17 protein-coding genes are annotated in these 20320 nt (G+C 69.0%); 11 read left to right on the top strand and 6 right to left on the bottom strand.

From position 1 onward, the window contains the following. Positions 1–37: 37 nt before the first annotated feature. Both ACFVM3_RS01820 and ACFVM3_RS01815 read right to left on the bottom strand, forming a co-directional pair. Positions 38–997 carry a Gfo/Idh/MocA family protein gene (locus ACFVM3_RS01820; RefSeq protein ID WP_378434646.1) on the bottom strand — a complete coding sequence of 320 codons (960 nt, stop codon included), beginning with the start codon at positions 995–997 and terminating at the stop codon, positions 38–40. After that, complete coding sequence (locus ACFVM3_RS01815; protein ID WP_378434644.1) at positions 994–2100, bottom strand: DegT/DnrJ/EryC1/StrS family aminotransferase; 1107 nt, start codon at positions 2098–2100, stop codon at positions 994–996. Before ACFVM3_RS01815 ends, ACFVM3_RS01820 begins: the two co-directional genes overlap by 4 nt. Positions 2101–2258: 158 nt before the next feature. Between ACFVM3_RS01815 and ACFVM3_RS01810 the strand changes: the two genes are divergently transcribed. Genes ACFVM3_RS01810 through ACFVM3_RS01780 form a run of 7 tightly spaced genes read left to right on the top strand, consistent with a single transcriptional unit; the run spans position 2259 to position 8674 of the window. Further along, positions 2259–2984, top strand: a complete 726-nt coding sequence (locus ACFVM3_RS01810) for a UDP-N-acetylglucosamine acyltransferase (protein ID WP_378434642.1) — start codon at positions 2259–2261, stop codon at positions 2982–2984. A gap of 17 nt (positions 2985–3001) precedes the next feature. Further along, complete coding sequence (locus ACFVM3_RS01805; RefSeq protein WP_044849675.1) at positions 3002–3241, top strand: acyl carrier protein; 240 nt, start codon at positions 3002–3004, stop codon at positions 3239–3241. After that, positions 3241–3966, top strand: a complete 726-nt coding sequence (locus ACFVM3_RS01800; RefSeq protein WP_378434640.1) for an SDR family NAD(P)-dependent oxidoreductase — start codon at positions 3241–3243, stop codon at positions 3964–3966. Before ACFVM3_RS01805 ends, ACFVM3_RS01800 begins: the two co-directional genes overlap by 1 nt. Further along, positions 3966–5363, top strand: coding sequence for an AMP-binding protein (locus tag ACFVM3_RS01795; protein WP_378434638.1), 1398 nt, complete (start codon positions 3966–3968; stop codon positions 5361–5363). The genes ACFVM3_RS01800 and ACFVM3_RS01795 overlap by 1 nt, the downstream gene beginning before the upstream one ends. Next, a complete protein-coding gene (locus ACFVM3_RS01790; RefSeq protein WP_378434636.1) occupies positions 5360–6412 on the top strand; it encodes an acyl-protein synthetase in 1053 nt (350 codons plus the stop codon). Before ACFVM3_RS01795 ends, ACFVM3_RS01790 begins: the two co-directional genes overlap by 4 nt. Then, positions 6409–7650 carry an acyl-CoA reductase gene (locus tag ACFVM3_RS01785; protein WP_378434634.1) on the top strand — a complete coding sequence of 414 codons (1242 nt, stop codon included), beginning with the start codon at positions 6409–6411 and terminating at the stop codon, positions 7648–7650. Before ACFVM3_RS01790 ends, ACFVM3_RS01785 begins: the two co-directional genes overlap by 4 nt. 34 nt (positions 7651–7684) lie before the next feature. Beyond that, positions 7685–8674, top strand: a complete 990-nt coding sequence (locus ACFVM3_RS01780) for a lysylphosphatidylglycerol synthase transmembrane domain-containing protein (RefSeq protein ID WP_378434632.1) — start codon at positions 7685–7687, stop codon at positions 8672–8674. Here ACFVM3_RS01780 and ACFVM3_RS01775 read toward each other — a convergent pair. After that, entirely contained in the window at positions 8652–10589 is a 1938-nt protein-coding gene (locus ACFVM3_RS01775; RefSeq protein ID WP_378434630.1) for a DUF6541 family protein, read from the bottom strand. The two genes, ACFVM3_RS01780 and ACFVM3_RS01775, sit on opposite strands and share 23 nt — an antisense overlap. Before the next feature lie 258 nt (positions 10590–10847). Here ACFVM3_RS01775 and ACFVM3_RS01770 point away from each other — a divergent pair, with 258 nt between their 5' ends. Both ACFVM3_RS01770 and ACFVM3_RS01765 read left to right on the top strand, forming a co-directional pair. After that, the gene (locus tag ACFVM3_RS01770; protein ID WP_378434628.1) at positions 10848–12470 is read left to right on the top strand and encodes a hypothetical protein; all 1623 of its coding nucleotides are present in this window, start codon (positions 10848–10850) and stop codon (positions 12468–12470) included. Beyond that, the gene (locus ACFVM3_RS01765) at positions 12467–13924 is read left to right on the top strand and encodes a hypothetical protein (RefSeq protein ID WP_378434627.1); all 1458 of its coding nucleotides are present in this window, start codon (positions 12467–12469) and stop codon (positions 13922–13924) included. The genes ACFVM3_RS01770 and ACFVM3_RS01765 overlap by 4 nt, the downstream gene beginning before the upstream one ends. On the opposite strand, the gene ACFVM3_RS01760 is transcribed toward ACFVM3_RS01765, so the two are convergent. Next, the gene (locus ACFVM3_RS01760) at positions 13894–15135 is read right to left on the bottom strand and encodes a hypothetical protein (protein WP_378434625.1); all 1242 of its coding nucleotides are present in this window, start codon (positions 15133–15135) and stop codon (positions 13894–13896) included. The genes ACFVM3_RS01765 and ACFVM3_RS01760 overlap by 31 nt on opposite strands. Positions 15136–15236: 101 nt before the next feature. Here ACFVM3_RS01760 and ACFVM3_RS01755 point away from each other — a divergent pair, with 101 nt between their 5' ends. Further along, positions 15237–15971, top strand: coding sequence for a 1-acyl-sn-glycerol-3-phosphate acyltransferase (locus ACFVM3_RS01755; RefSeq protein ID WP_126732442.1), 735 nt, complete (start codon positions 15237–15239; stop codon positions 15969–15971). Here ACFVM3_RS01755 and ACFVM3_RS01750 read toward each other — a convergent pair. Continuing rightward, positions 15968–16783, bottom strand: a complete 816-nt coding sequence (locus ACFVM3_RS01750) for an HAD family hydrolase (RefSeq protein WP_378434623.1) — start codon at positions 16781–16783, stop codon at positions 15968–15970. The two genes, ACFVM3_RS01755 and ACFVM3_RS01750, sit on opposite strands and share 4 nt — an antisense overlap. 121 nt (positions 16784–16904) lie before the next feature. Between ACFVM3_RS01750 and ACFVM3_RS01745 the strand changes: the two genes are divergently transcribed. After that, positions 16905–17798: an LLM class flavin-dependent oxidoreductase gene (locus ACFVM3_RS01745; protein ID WP_378434621.1), complete on the top strand. Its 894-nt coding sequence runs from the start codon at positions 16905–16907 to the stop codon at positions 17796–17798. A gap of 436 nt (positions 17799–18234) precedes the next feature. On the opposite strand, the gene ACFVM3_RS01740 is transcribed toward ACFVM3_RS01745, so the two are convergent. Beyond that, on the bottom strand, positions 18235–20244 hold the full coding sequence (locus ACFVM3_RS01740; protein WP_378434619.1) for a DUF6541 family protein: 2010 nt from the start codon (positions 20242–20244) through the stop codon (positions 18235–18237). Positions 20245–20320: the final 76 nt, after the last annotated feature.

Raw genomic sequence — 20320 nt, 5'->3', positions numbered from 1 at the left:
GGGCAACTACCGCGTCCAGAGGACTAACTGCGGGAGATCAGGCCGCGGCCTGCGTCAGCACCTGGTCGACGACGGCGTGCGACGGCAGGATCAGGTCCCGCTCGGTGTCGGTGTCGACCTTGCCTTCGAGGAGGTCGACGAACCGGTCCAGCTGGGTCGCGAGCGGCTCGCGCGCCGTGACCAGTTCCGGGATCTCGATGACGGTCTGCTGGCGGTAGCCGAGGCCGTCCTCGGTGACCGAGTCGTGCGAGACGTGCCGGTAGATGGTGACGTCGCGGCGGAGCAGGTCGATCTCGATCATGCGGTCCAGTTCGGACACCCAGAGCGACCGGACCTTGCGCTGGCCGAGGCGCGACGCGGAAACCGTGGCGAGGCCGGATTCGAACGACAGCACCGTCTCGATGGTGTCCTCGGCGCCTTCGACGGAGCTCGGGTGGAAGTAGCCCGCGCCGGAGGCGACCCGCTGCGGGGTCGCGCCGCCGAAGAACTGGATCGCCAGGTCGACGTCGTGCACCAGCAGGTCCCACGCGACACCGGTCTTGATCCGCGGCGCGTACGGGCCGTGCCGGCGGGCCATCAGGTGGATCGGCTCGTTGACCAGCGCCCGCGCGGTCATCACGGCCGGGTTGTAGCGCTCCAGGAGCCCGCACATCAGCGGGACGTCCTTCTTCGCCGACAGCCCGACGATCTCCTGGGAGAACTCGAAGCTGTTGCACACCGGCTTCTCGACCAGCATCGGCTTGCCCTGGCCCAGGATCTCCTGCGCCAGCTCGTAATGCGCCTCGGTGGCCGAAGCGAGCACGACGGCGTCCACATCGGACAGAGAGCCGATTTCGGGCGTCCACTGGGTTTCGTAGCGTTCGGCGACCTTGCGGCCCGCCTCTTCGCGCGGGTCGATCACGCGGACGAGGTCCACGCGCTCGTTCGCGGCGAGGACACGGGCGTGCAGCGAACCCATGTTCCCGGTGCCGATGAGGGCGATCTTGTGCGTGGTCATGCGCCGAGTACCTCGCGAACCGTTTCGATGATGGTGTCCAGGTCGGACTCGGAAAGGTGCGGGTGCACCGGCAGGGAAAGCGCCTGCGCGGCGACGGAAGCGGCCACCGGGAAGTCCTCGACCTTCGCGTCGGGGATCAGCGGGTTGTTCCGGTAGCAGTCGTAGTCGAACACGATCTTCGGGTAGTAGATCCCGTTGCCGATACCGCGTTCGGTGAGGGCGGCGGCGAGCTCGTCACGCGAGAGGAAGGCGTGCGGGCCGACCAGCACGGTGTACTGGTGCCACACGTGTTCGCGGCCCGGCAGGACCTGCGGGAGATCGAGGCCCGGGGTGCCGGCGAGGCCCTCGGTGAGGCGTTTCGCGTTGGCCTGGCGGGCGGCGGTGAGCTGGTCGAGCTTCTCCAGCTGCGGGATGCCGACGGCGGCGTGCAGGTCGGTCATCCGGTAGTTGTGCCCGGCGACCTCGTACTGGTACCGGGCACGCATGCCCTGGTTGCGCAGCACCCGCAGCGCGTCGGCCAGCTTGTCGTCGTCCGTGGTGATCACGCCACCCTCGGCGGTAGTGACGTTCTTGGTGGCGTACAAGGAGAAGCAGCCGATCCCGAACGAGCCAGACGGCTTGCCCTGGAACGACGCGCCGACGGCCTGCGCCGAATCCTCGATGACCTTGAGCCCGTGCTCGGCGGCCAGCGGCGCGAGCTTGCCCATGTCCGCGGTCTGCCCGTAGAGGTGCACGGGCATGAGGACCTTGGTGCGGTCGGTGATCGCGGCGGCCACGGCGTCCGGGTCGATCGCGAAGTCGTCGCGCCGGATGTCGGCGAAGCGGACGGTCGCGCCGGCTTCCAGGATCGCGTTCAGCGTCGCCACGAAGGTGAACGGCGAGGTGACGACCTCGTCGCCCGGCTGAAGGTCGAGCGCCTGGATGGCGGCGACCAGCGCGGTGGTGCCGTTGTTGACGGCGATCGCGTGCTTCGTGCCGGAAACGCTCGCGAACGCGTCCTCGAAGCGCTTGACCATCGGTCCCTGTGCGATGGCGCCGGATCGCAGCACCTCGACGACGAGGTCCTCCGCGTCACGGACGTCGACCACGGTAATGGGGATCATCTGCAAGTCTCTCTCGACTGGGCGTTCTGGTGCGTCCGGTACAGTGAGCCGCCGGTTCTGCGCCCGGCCGCCCTCTCTGGCGCGGGCCACACGTTACCGGGACCGCCGAAGCGCCCAATACCCCAGGCTGTCTCCAGCCACGACGAACGGATCTTCACGTGGTGAACCGCATCCACCCGACAGCAGTCATCGGCGAGGGTGTCGAGCTCGGCGAGGACAACGTCATCGGACCGTTCACGGTCATCGTGGGTCCCACGCGGATCGGGGACGGCAACTGGATCGGCCCGCACGTGACCATCGGCACCCCGGGTGAGGACCGCGGCCGCGAGCACCCCGCCGCCTGGGAGACCGCGCCGAACGGTGATCCCGATCACGACGGCCATGGCGTCGTCATCGGCAGCAGGAACCGGATCCGCGAGTACGTCAGCGTCCACCAGGGCACTTGGCGTACCACCAGCATCGGTGACGGCGGCTACTTCCTCCGCGGCTCGCACATCGCCCACGACTGCGTCGTCGAGGACGCCGTCACGGTCGCTTCGAACGTCATCACCGGCGGCCACTGCCACATCTGGTCCGGGGCGAACCTGGGCATGGGCGCGATCCTGCACCAGCGGGTCGTGGTCGGCCCCGGCGCGATGGTCGGGATGAGCTCCGCGGTCCGCAAGGAGGTGGGCGCGTTCACCATCGCCGTCGGCAACCCCGCGCGGGTGACCGGCGTCAACACCGTGGGGCTGTCCCGCCGCGGCCTGGACGAGGCCACCATCGAGGCACTGGGACCGTGGCTGAAGGGTAAGGCCGGTCTCCCTGAGGACGGGCTGGCCGACCGGCTGCCCGGCGACCTCTCTACCTTGGTGAAGGCGTGGGACGCCCGTCCGCGCGAGTGAGTACTAGGAGTCAGAAGATGGCGGATGTCGCCGGCAAGCTGCGTGAGGTCTTCGTCGAGGCGCTGGACCTCGATGGCGAGGTCGACGTCGAAAACCTGAAGTACCGCGACATCGAGGCGTGGGACTCGGTCGGTCACATGGCGCTCGTCGCGGCCATCGAGGACGAGTTCGACGTGGAGTTCGACACCGATCAGGTGATCGACATGTCCAGCTTCAAGGTCGCCGTCGACATGGTGACCGACCTCCAGAACAAGTGATGCTGGACGGCAAGGTCGCCCTGGTCACCGGGGGTACCCGGGGGATCGGGCTCGCCACCGCGCGGGCGCTCGCCGAGGCGGGCGCCACCGTTGTCCTGACCGGCCGTGACGAGGCGAAGGCCAAGGAAGCGGCGGCCGTGGCGGGGGCCGCGAGCGGGCTCGCCCTGGACGTCACCGACGCCAAGGCCGTGTCGACGTTGGTCCGCGGGGTGGCCAAGGAGCACGGCAAACTCGACATCGTGGTCGCCAACGCCGGGATCATGGAGGACGCGCTCCTCGGCATGATCCGCGAGGAACTGGTCGACACCACGCTGAGCACGAACGTCGCCGGCACGCTGCACACCGTCCAGGCCGCGGCCAGGGCGATGATGCGCAAGAAGACCGGTTCGATCGTGGTGCTGGCCTCGATCGTCGGCGAGCATGGAAGTGCTGGTCAGACGGTGTACGCGGCCTCGAAGGCGGCGGTGGCGAACATCGCGCGTTCGGCCGCGAAGGAGCTCGGCCGCTCCGGGATCCGGGTCAACGCGGTGGCGCCCGGCGTCATCGACACCGACTTGACCTCGGGCCTGACCGAAGACGCCAAGGCCGAGAACATCGGCAAGACCCCGCTCGGGCGGCTCGGCACGCCCGAAGACGTGGCGAACGCGATCCGGTTCCTCGTCAGTGATGACGCTTCGTTCATCACCGGGCAGGTGCTGGGCATCGACGGAGGCTTGGTTCTCTAATGACCCTTCTGGGTGTGGGTGCGCGACTGATCGACGTCACGAGCGGCAGGACGCTCGAGGGCGGGGAACTCGACACCGAGGTCACCCGCGTGGGTGCCGCGTTGTCGCTGTTGCCGCCGGGCGCGCTGTTCGCGCGGATGTCGGTGGACCTCGAAAGCGTGCTGAACTATCTCGGCGCGTTCGAGGCGGGCCGCGCGATCGCGTTGATCGACCCGGCGCTGGACGCCGACGTCCTGGCGGGGCTCATCGAGCGTTTCAGCCCGGCCGCCGTGCTGTCCGCGCCGGACGCGCCCGCCCCCGAGGGTTACGGCGTTTCCGACGGCCACTGGGTCCGGAAGTCCGCTGAGGGCGTCGAGCCGCATCCGCATCTCGCGGTCCTGCTGCCGACCAGCGGTTCCACCGGCAACCCGAAGCTGGTCCGGCTCTCCCGCGGCGCGATGCTCGCGAACGCGGACGCGATCGCCGAGGTGCTCGGCATCGACCGCCACGAGATCGCGCCGACCAGCCTCCCGCTGCACTACAGCTACGGCCTGTCCGTGCTGAACTCGCACCTCGTCCGCGGCGCGACCGTGGTCATCGAGCCGTCGGGCGTGCTCGGGCGCGGGTTCTGGGACGCGGTCAACGAGCACAAGGTCACCTCGCTCGCGGGCGTCCCGTACCACTACGAGATGCTGCGCCGCCTCAAGTTCGACCCGGCGAAGTACCCGACGCTGCGCACGCTGACCCAGGCGGGCGGCAAGCTCCGCGACGATCTGGTCGCCCAGTTCAACGACAAGATCCGCGAGGTCGGCGGGCGGATGTTCGTCATGTACGGGCAGACCGAGGCCGCCCCGCGGATGACCACCGTCCCGGCGGAACGGCTCGGGGAGAAGCTCGGCTCGGCCGGGCCCGCGCTGCCCGGCGGCTCGTTCGCGATCCGCCGTGAGGACGGTTCCGAGACCACGCATCCGAAGATCGTCGGCGAGGTCGTCTACCGCGGGCCCAACGTGATGATGGGCTACGCCGAGGACGAGGCGGGGCTGGCCGCGGGGGACGAATACGGCGGCGTACTGGCCACCGGCGACCTCGGGTACCTCGACGAAGACGGCTTCCTCTACATCACCGGACGGCTCAAGCGGATCGGCAAGGTCTTCGGCAACCGGGTCAGCCTGGATGATCTCGAGCACGCCGTGCGTTCGGCATCGGTGGGGATCGACGTCGTGGCCGCCGTCCCGGCCGGGGACAAGGTCGTCCTGTTCGCCGAAGGCGCCGACAAAGACATCTGCAAGGACGCCGCGAAGGCGCTGTCCGAGCGGCTGCACCTGCACACCAGCGGGTTCGACGTCCGCCCCATCGACACCGTGCCGCTGCTGGCCAGCGGCAAGATCGACTACCGGTCGCTGGAGGCCCAGGTATGAGTGTGTTCACGCTTTCGCAGGCTGAGCGCGAGAAGTCGTTGCTTCCGCAGCTCGCCGAGCTGACCGCGCACCACCGCGAGAACTCCGAGGGGTACGAGCGCATCCTCTCGTCGCTCGGCATCGCGCGGGACGCGTCGTTCGGCTCCATCGCGGAGCTGCCGTGGCTGCCGGTGCGGATGTTCAAGACGCACGACCTGCGCAGCATCCCCGAGTCCGAGATCTTCAAGACGCTGACCTCGTCCGGCACCACCGGCGCGGGCGCGTCGCGGATCTACCTGGACAAGGCCGCGGCCGGCGCGCAGACCAAGCAGCTCGGCGCCACACTGCAGGAGGTCCTCGGCGGCGAGCGGCTGCCGATGCTGATGGTCGACACCATCGGCATCATCAAGAACCGCCGCTCGTTCTCCGCGCGCGGCGCGGGCGTGCTGGGCATGGCGAACTTCGGCCGCAAGCACACCTACGTGCTCGACGAGAACGACCAGCCGGACGTCGAGGCGGTCAAGACATTCCTCGCGACGTACGGCGACAAGCCGTTCCTGATCTTCGGTTTCACCTTCATGGTGTGGCAGTACCTGTACGAAGTCGCGCGTGAGCACAAACTGGACCTGTCCAACGGGATCCTGATCCACTCCGGCGGCTGGAAGAAGCTGATCGACCGCGCGGTGGACAACACCGAGTTCCGCCGCCGGTTCAAAGAGGACACCGGACTCACCCGGATCCACAACTACTACGGGATGATCGAGCAGATCGGCACCGTGTTCCTCGAAGGTCCGTCCGGGAACTCGTTGTACTGCCCCGATTTCGCCGACGTCGTGATCCGGAACCCGGAGACCTGGGAAGAGCAGCCGGTCGGCGAACCCGGTGTGATCGAGGTCGTCAGCACCTTGCCGCGTTCGTACCCCGGGCATGTCCTGCTCACCGAGGACCTCGGTGTCTACAACGGAATCGACGACGGCGACTGGCCGGGCAAGCACTTCTCGGTCATGGGCAGGCTGCCCAAGGCCGAGGCCCGCGGCTGCTCGGACACCTTCCAGGGAGCGGCGGCATGAGCCTGAACCAGCGTTTTCCGCTCGCGGACGCGATCGAGGTCGACAAGCTCGTCGAAGAGCTGCGGGCCGAGCCTGTCGGCGGACGGCTCCGCGTGGGCGACCCGCGCGTCGTCGAGTTCCTGACGAAGTTCGCGCGCAAGCTGCTCGCCCCCGCGACGGCCCGGCGCTTCCCGGAGCTGGCGTCCCTTGGTTTCTTCCTGCGCAAGGGAGAGATCGCCAAGGCACTGTCCACTTTGGAAACATCCGGGGACGCGCTGCGCTTTCCGCGCGGACTCGTCTTCCACGTGCCACCGGCCAATGTCGACACGATCTTCGTGTACTCGTGGGCGCTTTCGGCGCTCGCGGGTAACCACAACGTCGTCCGCGTGTCCTCGCGTTCGGCCGGCGCGGCGGAAACGGTGCTGGAGGCGCTGAACGCCGCACTGTCCGAAGTAGACGCCGACACCGCGGCCGCGATCACCGCGACGCAGCGCATGGTCACCTACGACCGCAGCGACGCGATCAGCGGCGCGCTCTCGGTCGCCGCGGACCTGCGGGTCATCTGGGGCGGTGACGCGTCGGTCGCGGCGCTGCGCAAGTACCCGCTCGCCCCGCACGCGCGCGACCTGACCTTCCCGGACCGGTCGTCGTTCGCGGTCGCGTCGGTGCGCGGCTGGCAGAACGCCTCCGAGGCCGAGCGCCGCGGCGCGGCCGAGGGGTTCTACAACGACTCGTACTGGTTCGACCAGGCCGCCTGCTCGTCGCCGCGCGCGGTGTTCTGGGTCGGCGACGAAGACGGCGCCCGTGAAGCCGGTCAGGAGTTCCGGAAGCTGCTCGCCGAGGTGCTGGCGACGAAACAGCACGTCACCGAGCCCGCCATGGCCGTCCAGAAGCGGGTTTCCGCGTACGGCGCGGCCGTCGACGGGCTCGCCAACGGCATCGAGTTCCAGGGCAACGGCATCGCGACGCTCGAACTGACCGACCCCGCGATCCTCCCGCGCGAATGGCTCGGCGCGGGGACTTTCGCCAACGCGCGGGTCGACACGCTTTCCGACCTCGTCCCGATCGTGCTCCGCAAAGATCAAACCGTCGGTCAATTCGGCTTCACCAAAGAAGAATTGACCGAATTCGTGCGGGAATTGGCGGGCCGCGGCGTCGACCGGGTCGTTCCGTTCGGCTCGGCCCTGACGTTCTCCGCGATTTGGGACGGCTACGATCTGCTGACCGAGTTCAGCCGCTTGGTGACCGTGCAGGCCTGACCTGCGGTTACGAGGTAGCAGCAGAGGAGGTTCAGTGACGACCGTCGAAACGCCCGAGGAGGAGTCTTCGGTTGCGGTAAAACAACCGAAATCCACCAAGGCGAAGATCCTCGACGTCGTCCGCTGGGTCGCCATCCTGCTGGTCGTCGGTTTCGCGGCGAAGACCCTGGTCACCAATTGGGGTGAATTCTGGCGGACCTTGTCCGAGGTCGCGTGGGAATCCTCCACCTTGAGCCTGCTCGCGCTCATCGCCGCGATCATGGTGTCGACCTACGGCTGGCAGGTCATGGTCGACGACCTCGGCAAGCCGATCGGCTACGCCCGCGGCGCGCAGATCTGCCTCGTCGGCTCGCTCGGCAAGTACGTGCCGGGTTCGGTGTGGGCGTACCTGCTGCAGATGGAGCTGGGGCGCAAGGCCGGGCTCGCCAGGGCGCGGATCTTCACCGGCTCGCTGATCCAGCTCGGTGTCGGCGTGGTGTCCGCGCTGGTCGTCTCGCTGCTCGCGGCCCCCGCGGTGTTCAGCAACAGCCCGCGGGCGATGTGGCTGTTCGTGCTGATCCCGGTCGGCCTGGCGATGCTGCACCCGCGCGTGCTCACCTGGGGTACGTCGCTGGTGCTGCGGATTCTGCGCCGCCCGCCGCTGGACCACCGGCTGAGCTGGTCTGTCGTGGGGAAGGTCTTCGGTTCCTCGACCGCCGCCTGGGCACTCCAGGGCGTGCACCTGTGGCTGCTGGCGAACTCCGTCGGCACGCCCGGGTTCAGCGGTTTCGTGCTGTGCGTCGGCGCGATGGCCGTCGCGATGACCGTCGGGACGTTCGCGTTCATCCTGCCCAGCGGGGTCGGCGTCCGCGAGGTCGCGCAGGTCGCCGTGCTGACCGCGTCGGGCCTCACCGTCGTCCAGGCGACGGCGTTCGCCATCGCCTCCCGGGTCATGTTCACCGTCGCGGACCTGATCACCGCCGGCGGCGCCGCCCTCTCGGCCCGCCTCGTGACCTCCCGCGTCAGGGATTCAGCCGGTAGATGACGGCGTCGGAGTTGCGATACACCTCGGTCACGAAGTTCAGCCCGTCCAGGTCGCGCAGCCCGGCCTGACGCTGGGCACCCGTCGGGTAGCCGTACTGCCCGAGGATCACCCACCGCACGTTCAGCCGCGCCACCGCCGCCCGCACCTGGGCGTTCGACGGGTACTCGCGGAAATGCCACTCCAGCAGCCGCGCGTCCGACGGCGACAGCGTCTCGTCGAAATGCCCGGAGGTCGTGCGGACGCCGGAGAGCGCGTAGGTCCACACCGTCCCGTCCAGCCGGTCGTTCAGCGCGCGCTCGCCGGGTTTCGCGAACTCGGCGAGCTTCTCCATCGCGACGACCTCGTCCGGGCTCACCGGCAGTTTGTGCGGGTTGACGCCGGGCGTGTTCGCATAGCCGGGGGCGACCTTTTCCGCGTTGGACGGCGCGTAGAAACCGTTGCTCAGGAAGGCGAACGCGCCGAACACCACCACCGCGACGGCGAACGCGGGCACCTTCCGGTGCGCCACGTTGTCCCGGAGCCACGCCTGCGTTTCGGCGAGGCCGTGCGCCGCGATGATCGCCAGCGGGATCGCCGCCATCGACATGAACCGGTACGGGTCGTTCCACCACGGCCGGGACAGCGCCAGCACGAGCGGCTGCTCGGACGACGTCACCGCGATGTAGGCGAGCCCGGTGATCAACGCCGTCACGCCGATCCAGCGCAGCCCGCCCAGCCGCGAGAAGAAGATGAAGCCCAGCAGCAACGCGGCTGAAAGCCAGACCTGCGGATACGGCTCGTGGTGCTGGAAGCCCAGCAGTGCGCCGAGTGCCGTCGTCGCTCGCCATTCGACCGGCCAGCTGCGGTAGGGCACCTCGCCGTTCGCGAGCCCGATCGCCCCGAACAGCTGGAGCCACGACACCAGGATCGCGACGACTCCGACGATCGCCAGCGCGCGCAGATCCCGCCCGATCCGCCGCCACCGTTCACCGGGCGCGATCCAGCGTTGCAGCAGCAGCGGGCCGGCGAACAGGATCGAGCCGAACAACGCGGACGAGTGCACGCACAGCAGCCCGACGGCGCAGGCCAGCAGCACGAAACCGGTGTCGGGAGCTGGCCGGTCGAGGTAGCGCTTCACCGCGACGGCGGCCAGCGGCGTCAGTGCGAGGCCGAGCAGGAACGGGAGCAAAGGTCCCCTGCTCATCGATTCGTACAGGCCCATCACCGGCGCGATGGAGACGAGGGCGGCCGCGCCCGCGAACACCGCGCGCCCCCGGAACACGCGCACCATCGTGACCAGCGACAACGCCAGTAGCGCGGGCAGCAGAGCGGTGTTCACGTCCAGCGTCAGCGGGATGGTCGCCGGGCTGAGCAGATACACCACGGACGCGAGCAGGTGGTACGCGTTCGGGTAGAACACCGGCGCCGCGTCGCCGTACCAGTTGACCTGGCCGGTGCCGAACAGGCTGCCGTCCCCGGTTTCGGCGATCTGCCGGACCCCGTTGGCGTGATAGACGGCGTCGAACCCCTGCGGGATGGCGTCCAGCCTGCCCATCCCGCGCACCACCGCGTACATCCCGACGGCGGCCGCGAGCAGCAGGCACGCGCCGACCGCGAGATGCCCGGACCGCCCCCACAGCGGTTCCTCCGGTGCGGGCGGCCATCGGCGCAGGGTGAGCCGCCGCAGGCCGTACGCGACTCCGGCGAACAAGGCCGTCGCCACCGCGTACGTCACCGGGTTGAACGGGAGCCCGAGCGCGGCCGCCCATGGCCCGGCGAGGCCGCCGACGGCGTAACTCAGCAACGGCGTCATCCCCGCCAGCACCCAGCCGCGCAGGCCGGCGGCGAGGCCGGTGAGCAGACCGGGGAGGCCGAGGACGAGCAGCGCGACGCACAGCGTGACGACGTCGGCGGACAGGGAGGTTTGGGTCGGCACGGGCTACCTCGGGTGGGGAATCCGCACAAACCCCCGAGGTGCGGAACGGACGGGGCGCCAGATTAACCCCCGGGGACCGTTACCCGAAGGAGGCACGCCCCGACGGGCAAAACGGTCGCGCGTTGCCTACTTTGTGCACACTTTCTGGCCCATTCGTGTCAATTGGCTGCGCCGAAAGAAACACACCGGCGCGGTGATCGATACTTGACCGTAGTCTTTTGTCAGGGGAGCGGCTCGGCCCGGGAGGGTGGGGATCAGGTGGTGATCGCGCTTGTCGTCGCCTGGATCCTGGTCGCGGTCTTCGTACTGGTGGCCTGGCCCAAGATCGGCGCGGACAAGGCCTGGCGCGCCGTCGCGCTGATGCTGACCCTCGTTTTCTCGCTGGTGCACCAGCTGATGTTTTCGACCATCTCGGAGGACGCCTACATCACCTTCCGTTACGCCCAGAACATCGCCGACGGCAATGGCCCGGTGTTCAACCCCGGCGAGCGGATCGAGGGCTACGCGAATTTCCTCTGGATGATCGTGATCGCGTTGCCGAAGGCGGCCTTCGGCGCCGACATCGAGACTTCCGCGATCGTGCTCGGCGTCCTCAGCACACTCGGCGCGGTCCTGCTCGCCCATGTGACGGTGAACCGCGTGGTCGCGCGGGCGGCCGGTGAGGCGCGCCCGGCCTATGGCGTGGCCGCCGCCGTGCTGGTCGCGGGCGCCGGTGGCCTCGCCGCGTACGGCGCATCCGGCACCGAGACGCCGCTGTTCGTGCTGCTCGTGTTCGGTGTCTTCGCCTCGCTCGCGGCCCGGCGGCCGGTGGTCGCGGGGGTGCTCGTCGCCTTCGCGACGATGACGCGCCCGGCGGGGGTCCTGCTCGCGGTCCTGGCCGGGATCTGGCTGGTCGTCGCGGCCTGGCGCGGCCGCTACACCTGGTGGTCTCCGGTGGGCTGGCTGCTCGGCGGGCTCGTCTTCGCGGCGCCGTGGACCGCCTGGCGGGTGACCTATTACGACCATGTCCTGCCGACGTCGGTCGTCATCCCCTTCGACCTCGACCTCGCCGCCAGGATCGACGCCGGCTGGCGGTATCTGTCGGGGTTCTCGCTGGTCCACCAGGGATTCCTGCTGCTCGGCCTGGTCTCAGTCGTGGCCCTGCTGGTGCGCGGCCGCACCGGCCGGACGCCGCATGAGGCCGAGGCGAGGTCGCTGACCTGGCTGATGCTGGCCACCGCCGTCGCGCTCATCGGTTTCGTGGTCTTCTTCGGCGGCGACGCCGGGCCCGCCTGGCGACTGCTGGCGCCGATCCCGCCGCTGCTGTCGGTCGCCGCGGTGTCGGCGGTGGCGGTCTCCGGTGTGCTCGTCTCCGGCGCCAAGCCGAGCCCGCGTCCGCGTCCGCCGGTCTCGCGGCTGATGCCCGCCGCCGCGGTGGCGTTGTCCGGGCTCGCGGTGCTGGTGTCGGTGTTCAGCCCGGAGATGCTGGCCCGCGTGCGCGCCTGGCACGACCACGGCGCGCAGATGGAGGAGATCGGCCGCTGGCTCGACGGCTATCTGCCGCCGGGTTCGGTCGTGAGCACTTCCGCGCCCGGTGTGCTGTCGTACCACGCCGGGACGCAACTGCAGATCGTCGGCGTCCGGGGGCAGACCGAGGAAACGGGCGCGGCCGTCGTCTCCCGGCGGCATCCGACGATCGCCGTCATCACCAACAGCGGCTACTCGGCGAAGCAGACCTGCGTGATCGACCCGGCGTACGCGGCGAGGTACCGCCTCGCGACCTTCGCGCGTGAAGGAACCTCGTCGTGGATCACCGTCTTCGTCCGGGCGGACGTCGAGCGGGCGGTCACGTCGGCCCTCGACCGCTCGCGCGATTTCCGCCACGTACCGTGCCCTTCGTGAGTGTCGACGAACGCGTTTCCCCCAGCCGGCCGGCCACGCTCGAGGCTCGTTCGCGCCTGTTCGGCCTCGGTGTGTTCGCCGCCGCGCTCACCGTGCTCCTGGTCCGCTTCCTCGTGCCGCGGCCGATCGCGATGTCCGACAACGGCGACGGTTTCCGTGTGCTGTGCGGCGCGGGCATCCCGTGGAAGGGTGAACCGGAGGGATTCGTCCGTCTCGCCTACACCGTCCCGGCAGGCGAATGCGACGCCACCTATCTCTTGACCCAGAGCTGGTTCGCGCGGATCGCGCGGTCGATCGGCGGGCTGCTCGGCCTCGAATCGACGCTCAGCCTGGTCGTCATCGGCGTGCTCACCAGCGTTCTCGCCGCCGCGGCCGTCGCGCTGATCGTCGCCGGACTGCCGTACTCGCGTCGCGTACGCGGTTTCGCGGCCGTGGGGTTGCTGCTGGTCGTCGCGGACTCCGCGTTCTTCGGCTACTTCGCCTCGGTGCTCGGCGAAGGCGCCGCCTTCCTCGGCCTCCTGCTCGCCATCGGCGGCTTGCTGGTCGCCGCGCGGCCTGGCTGGTGGCGTTACGCAGGCCTCGCCGTGCTGCTCTTCGGTGGCCTGATCGCGGTGAACGCCAAGGTCCAGACGCTGATGATCCTGCCGTTGCTCGCGCTCGCCGCGCTGCTCGTCCGTCCGTCGGGCGTCCGCGGCCTGAAGCGCTGGCTTCCCGTGGTGTTCGTCATCGGCGCGCTCGCCGGGGGCACGGCCTACGCGCAGCAGACCGTCGAACCGGCGAAGCTGCCCGACGGCTCGCTCGCCGCGCGGCCAGGCGACGATTCGCGGGAGATCAACATGTTCAACACGATCTTCCTGACCATTGTGGACGGTCGGCACGACACCGGGGCCGACCTCGCCGCGCTGGGGCTGCCCGCCTCGTTCGGCCAGTACGCGGGCAACGGCTGGTGGCATCCGAAACCCGCGACGCGGGACCCCGAGTACCCGAAGTACCGCGAACAGATCAGCAGGCGCAACGTCGTCGAGTACTTCGCGACGCACCCCTGGCGCACCGTCGAGATCCTGGACCGCGCGGCGGGCGATCTGCTCACCGCGCGGCCGCCCTACCTCGGCAGCTTCGACCGGTCGGCAGGCTTCGCCCCGGAGACGCAGGAATACCGCGTCCCGATCGTGTCGACCGTGACGAAACTGCTGGCACCACTGGGTTTCTTCGCCCTGCTGCCGATATGGGCCCTGATCGCCTGGCGTGGCTGGAAGACCCGGCGCACCGCGCTGGGGGTCGCGCTGGGCTTCCTGCTCGCCGTCGCCGCCGGGCAGTTCGTCCTTGCCGCGCTGGGCGACGGCTTGGAGAACGTCAAGCATCAGGTGATCGCGCTGTACTGCACCGTGCTCGGCGTCGCACTGGCGCTGGTGACCTTCGCGCGTCAGGAGGAACCGGTGTCCAGAGTCCCTTGATGGGGACGGAAACCGCCGAACCCCTTGCCAGGGTTCCACCGCGGCGTCTTCGGGAACGACACCAGCGCGGCGAAGATCAGTAGTGCGACGGCGTCGACCCAGAACACCGCCGCGCCCGTGACGATCCGCAGGTTCACCGCGATGTAGAGGAAGATCAGCGCGCCGACCCAGAGCCGCCGTCCCTCACCTCGCTGCTGGTCGAGCACGATCGCGGTGAGCGCGACGATCAGCGGCGCCATCATCACGAACACGCGCGGTGTGTCGGTCGCGACGAGCCGTCCCGCCAGGCAGCAGGCGAACAGCCAGACGCTGGCGATCAGCAGTTCCGCGCGCAGGCCGCGGCGGCGATACTGCTGGTAGAGGCCGTAACCGAAGATCAGCCAGAAGAAGTGGAACGTGGCGAACAGTTCGACCTGGCCGGTGCCCTTGCTCGCGTTGAGCGCGAAACGGATGTTGTCGAGCAAGCCGCTGTTGGACTGCCCCGCGCCGAAGCCGTAATCGCCGCCGATGAGGTTCTGCGCCCAGAACCGGTAGCCGACGTAGATGCCGGTGGCGACCACGAACACCCCGATACCCCCGAGCACGTCGCGATCGCGGAACCTGCGTTCACGCGTCCACGCGATCAGCGGGTAAAGCGGGGCCAACAGGAGTGTCGTCTCCTTGTTGATCGCGCCGAGCACGATGACGATCGCGAACGGGATCAGCTTGCGCTTGAGGATGAACCAGATCGCCAGCAGGTAGAGCAGGTTGTTGAGCGGGTCGACCAGCCACGGGTTGCCGAAGGCGTAGGGCGCGTACCAGAACGTGCAGGCCAGCGCGACGGACGCGAGCATCGAGGTGAACAACTGCAGCTTCAGCTGCGAGCGCAGGAACTCGAAGAAGACGATGAGTGTGGCGAGTGTGACCACGAAGGTGAAGGCCACCCAGAGGACATCGAGGGAGAGGCCGGTCAGCAGATTGCCGCGATGGACGATCCACGGGCTCAGCATCCGTAGCGCGAACGGGTTCTCGACGGCCGCGCCGGTCTGCTCGGACATGCGGTAGTAGTTCACCGCGTCGCCCCAGGCCTGCTCATGCGGCTTGGGGAACTTCGGCATGAAGGAGATCAGGTTGATCAGGGAAACCGTGCTCAGCGCGAGATAGGCCCAGAAGCGCTGAGCGCCGGGTCTGCCTCTCGGCAGGAGGGTGATTTCGGTGGTTTCGTGCGTCACCTGGGCATTTTAGGGTAGTGACCTGCAGTGATGGCCTGGAAGTCCTGGTGTGACCTACGCGACCGTAGGTTGGTTACCCTACGGTAGCGTAACCTGAACGAATGGCTGAGCTCGTTTACCCGCCCGTCATCATGGCGGCGAAGTTGATGTTCCGGGTGCTGGACAACCGCATCCGGGTGGAGGGGACCGAGCACATCCCGTCGACGGGCGGGGCGGTCATCGCCTGCAACCACGTGAGCTACCTCGACTTCATCTTCTGCGGGCTCGGGGCGCAGCCCGCGAAACGCCTGGTCAGGTTCATGGCGAAGAAGGAAATCTTCAGTAACCGCATCGCCGGACCGCTCATGCGCGGCATGCACCACATCTCCGTCGACCGCGGCGCGGGTCTCGCTTCGTACCGCGAAGCCGTCGAGCGGCTGAAGGCCGGGGAGGTCGTCGGGGTGTTCCCCGAGGCCACGATCAGCCGGTCGTTCACCGTGAAGGACATCAAGTCCGGCGCGGTCCGGATGGCCGCCGAGGCGGGTGTCCCGGTCGTGCCGATGGCGCTGTGGGGCACGCAGCGGCTGTGGACCAAGGGCCGCCCGAAGGACCTCACCAAACGCCACGTCCCGATCTCGATCCTCGTCGGCGAGCCGATGCACCCGAAGGCCGACGAGGACGCCGAAGTCCTCTCGAAGGACCTTCGCGTGCGGATGTCGGCGCTCGTGGACCGCGTCCAGGCCGGCTACCCGGAGAAGCCGTCGTCCGACGACGAGCGCTGGTGGCTGCCCGCGCACCTCGGCGGCACCGCGCCGACGCCGGAAGAAGCCGCGAAACTCGACCGCGAAGGCCGCTAGAACCAGCGTTCGAGCACCTGCGCGACGCCGTCCTCGGAGTTCGGCGCGGTGACCTCGTCGGCCACGTCCAGCACGGAGCGGTGCCCGTTGGCCATCGCGACGCCGTGCCCGGCCCAGCCGAGCATCTCGACGTCGTTCGGCATGTCCCCGAACGCGATCACGCGTTCGGCCTGGACCCCCAGCCGCTCGGCGACCTCGGCCAGCCCGGTCGCCTTCGTGATGCCGTGCGCGGCGATCTCGATCAGGCCGGTGTTGGTCGAGTAGGTGATGTCGACCGAACCGTCGAGGACCTCACGCGCCGCCTGCGCCATCTCGTCGGAGTTCATCCCGCGCCTGCTGATCAGCAGTTTGATCGCCGGATGCCCGAGCACCTCGGCCCGCGGCGCCTCCGTGCCCTCGTGGTTGCCCCACGGATTGTGGTAGTCCGGCTCGATCACGAAGTTGCGCATTTCGGGGTCGAGCGCGGACTCGCCGACCCGCTCCGCGGCGAACCGGCAGCCGGGGAGAGCGTGATCAAGAGCACTCACCGTGTCGTGCAGCAGCGGGGGTTCGAGCAGGCCGTGGACCGCCACGATCCGGTCCGTCCCGATCTCGTACAGCACCGCGCCGTTCGCGCAGACCGCGTACCCGGTCAGGCCCAGCGGGTTCGCGATCGGCGCGATCCAGCGCGGCGGACGGCCGCTGGCCAGCACGAACGGCACTCCGGCCGCGGCGACGCGTCCGACGACGTCGATCGTGCGTTCGGACAGGACCTCCAACGGGCCGAGCAGGGTGCCGTCGACATCGGAGGCGATCAAGAGAGGCTTTTCCACCGGCACATCATCCCCGAAGATCCGCCCATCGGGCGAAGTGTCGGTCTGGACCAGTACCTCCGCCTTCCTCCCCTCCGCCACCCTCGACGGAGGAGCTTCGCTCCGCTGTTACTTTCGCGGTGTGCGCGTAGGCATCGTGATCCTTCCGGAAGATCGTTGGTGGGCGGCCGAGCCGAAATGGCGGGCCGCCGAGGAATACGGCTTCGACCACGCTTGGACGTACGACCACCTCGGCTGGCGGACTCTCGTCGACGGCCCGTGGTTCAGTGCGATGCCGACGTTGACGGCGGCCGCGATGGTGACGTCGCGGATCAGACTGGGCACCTTCGTCGCCTCACCGGTCGCGCGGCACCCCGTGCCGTTCACCCGCGAGCTGACCACCCTCGACGACATCTCCGACGGCCGCTTCATCCTCGGCGTGGGGGCCGGCGTCCCGAACACCAATTACGACGCGACCGTTCTCGACGGCCCCGAGCTGTCGGTCAAACAGCGCACCGACCGCTTCGCCGAGTTCGTCGAAGCGCTCGACGGGCTGCTGATGACCGACGGTTTCGACTTCGAAGGCGAGTACTACCGGGCCAAGGGCGCGCGGAACCAGCCGGGTTGCGTGCAGCGGCCGAGGCTGCCGTTCCTGGTGGCCGCGAACGGCCCGCGCACGATGACGCTCGCCGCGCGGTTCGGCGCGGGCTGGGCCACCACCGGCGTCAAGGCGGATACCCAGGACGAGTGGTGGAAGGGCGTCGCGGAACTCGTGAAGACCTTCGACGAGCGGCTCGACGTCGTGGGCAGGGACAAGGCGAGCGTCCAGCGGTTCCTGAGCCTCGACTCTGCGCCGGTCTTCTCGCTCGCCAGCGTGGGCGCGTTCACCGACGCCGCCGGGCGGGCCGGAGAGCTCGGCTTCACCGACATCGTCACCCACTGGCCGCGGTCCGGGGACTACTACGTCGGCCGTGAGTCGACTCTCGAAGAGGTCGCGAGCGACGTACTCCCGGTACTCCAGGGAAGAACTTCTTAGGCCGATCGGGTGACGTTGGCGGGCCGGGTAAACCGCTTCCGCCCAGTGGTCGTCTGACAGACAAGTACTGCGAGTGGGCGCGGCCGACGACGGCTGGCCCTCATGGGTCACCCCGGGGGTGAATGGGGGACTGAGGCTCGCGTGGTCGCGGCAGGGGCAGTCCGCGACCACGCGAGCCTTGTCTTTGGCCGCGATTCGCGTGTCCATACCCGGAACACACGTGCTTGGGCGCGTAACTCGCGTGATTGAAGGCGTAACTCACGTGTTCCGGCGGGAGACACGCGAGTTACGCCTTCAATCACGCGTCTTACGTCCCTGCGCACGCGTGATCGTCGCGCGCGCACGACGAGGCGTAACCCACTTCGAACGCAAGGAACGGTCCTTTCCTCGCAAATTTTGCAAGGAAAGGACCGTTCATGGCACCGGCAGGGAGGCCTCAGCGGGTCAGGGTGTAGATCGACGCGCCGGCGTTGCCGAAGTCCTTCCGCAGGAACCCCAGCCCATCCAGATCCCGCAGCCCCGGCGCGGGCGGCTCGCCGATCTTGATCGGCGTGCTCCCGATCAGCACGTGCTTGATGTTCAGCCGCCGCACCGCGGCCCGCACCTCGGGATCGGTGTCGTACTCCCGGAAGTGCAGCGCCAGGTACTTCGCGTCCGGCGGCGGCACGCCCGGGTCGTAGTGCCCGGCGACCGGGTGGATACCGGTGATCGCGTACAGCCAGGCCGTCCCGTCGAAGCGCTCGTTGAGCACCTTCTCGTCGGGTCCGATGTTCATCTTGGTCAGCTCGTTCATCGCGGCGAGCTCGTCGGCGCTGACCGGCGGCGTGACCTCGCCCTCGGGCCCGTTGTAGTACAGGAACGACACCGCGTGCGCGTTCGACTCGGTGTAGAAGCCCTTGGTCAGCACGGCCGACGCGGCCACGACGAACACGGCGGTCGCCAGGCCCAGCCGGGCGGGCAGCGCGGGGCGGCTCTTCACCCAGGAGCGCCCGCTCGCCCACTTCGCGAACCAGCGCTGCAGCTCCGCCATCCCGTGCCCGGCCAGCAGGCACAGCGGGATCGCGGCGAGCGCCATCAGGCGGTACCGGTCGTTCCACCATGGCCGCGACAGCGAGATCACCCACGGCTCGGCGCCGAACGACGCGACCAGCACGAACAGCGCCGAGAAGCCGATCGCCGAGAGCCCCACCCAGCGCATCCGGCCGAGCCGGAACAGGCTCAGCACGCCGATCACCAGCAGCACCGTCAGCCACACCTGCGGGGCGCTCAGCACCTGGCGGAACGTCACCAGCAGGCCCAGCGACTTCACGACCGGCAGGTCGGATCCCCACGCGTAATAAGGGTATGAACCCGAAGTGAACTTCAGGGCGCCGAGAATGTGCGGCGCCGCGAGCAGCCCGCTGCCCACCATCACCGGCACCATCTTGACGACGTCGCCGCCGATCACCCGCCAGCCGCCACGGCCTTCCGGCACCCCGTCGAGCGGTTTGTGCCGCAGCGCGCGGTACCAGCGCTGCACCACCAGCGGGAAGGCGAACAGCAGCGCGCCGAACAGCGCCGACGAGTGCGCGGCCAGCAGTCCGACCGCGGTCAGCGCGAGCACGTAACCGGTGTCGAGGCCGGGCCGCGCGAGGAACCGGGCCAGCGCGACCACGGCCAGCGGCGTCAACACGATCCCCAGCGCGAACGGCAGCAGCCCGCTGGACACCGACTCGTACGCGCCGGTGGTGGCCGCCGCGGCCACCAGGGCCGTGCAGCCCGCGAACACCGCCCGCCCGCCGAGCTGGCGGATCAGCGCGACCATCGACAGCGCGAAGACGCCGGCCACCGGCATCGTGATGGCGTTCAGCGTGACCGGGATCGTCGTGCCCGAGATCGAGTAGACGAGCGAGCCGACCAGGTGATACGCGTTCGGGTAGAACGAGCCGTCCGGGTACCAGTTGATGGTGCCCATGCCGGTCAGCGAGCCGTCGCCGGTCTCGGCGATGTAGCGGATGCCGTTCGCGTGGAAGACGGTGTCCCAGCGCTGGAACACCGCCGTCGTCCCGCCGCGGGCCGAGAGCACCACGAGGATCGAGATCCCCACGGCCAGCGCGACGCAGGCGGCGACGGCGTAGTGCGCGCGCGGATGCCACTTCGTCGGCGGCTCCTCGGCGCCCGGCTTGATCCAGCCTCGGTTCTGGCCGAGCTTCCGCAGGCCGAAGCCGATCCCGGCGAGCACGAGGGTGACGGCCGCCACGGTCAGCGGGTTGTACGACACACCCGCGAGTGCCAGCCACGGACCGGCCAGTCCGGTTACCGTGTAGGACAGCAGTGGGGCCAGGCCCGCCAGGGCCCAGCCGCGCAGGCCCGCGGCCCGGCCGACGAGGCCGCCGGGGACCGCCAGGACGGCCAGATAGGTGAGGGTCGCACCGAAGTACGACCAGAAGGTGTCCGGAGTAGGCACTGCTTCCTAAATGTGTCTGTCGAAGGTGAAAACCGATGCTCGCTGCAGGGCTCGGAGTCGACGTGCGTACCCTCGA

Origin of the sequence: Amycolatopsis sp. NPDC057786 (assembly GCF_042797905.1) — a bacterium.
In the GTDB taxonomy this organism is placed as follows: domain Bacteria; phylum Actinomycetota; class Actinomycetes; order Mycobacteriales; family Pseudonocardiaceae; genus Amycolatopsis.
This window is presented reverse-complemented; position numbering and strand designations above follow the sequence as displayed.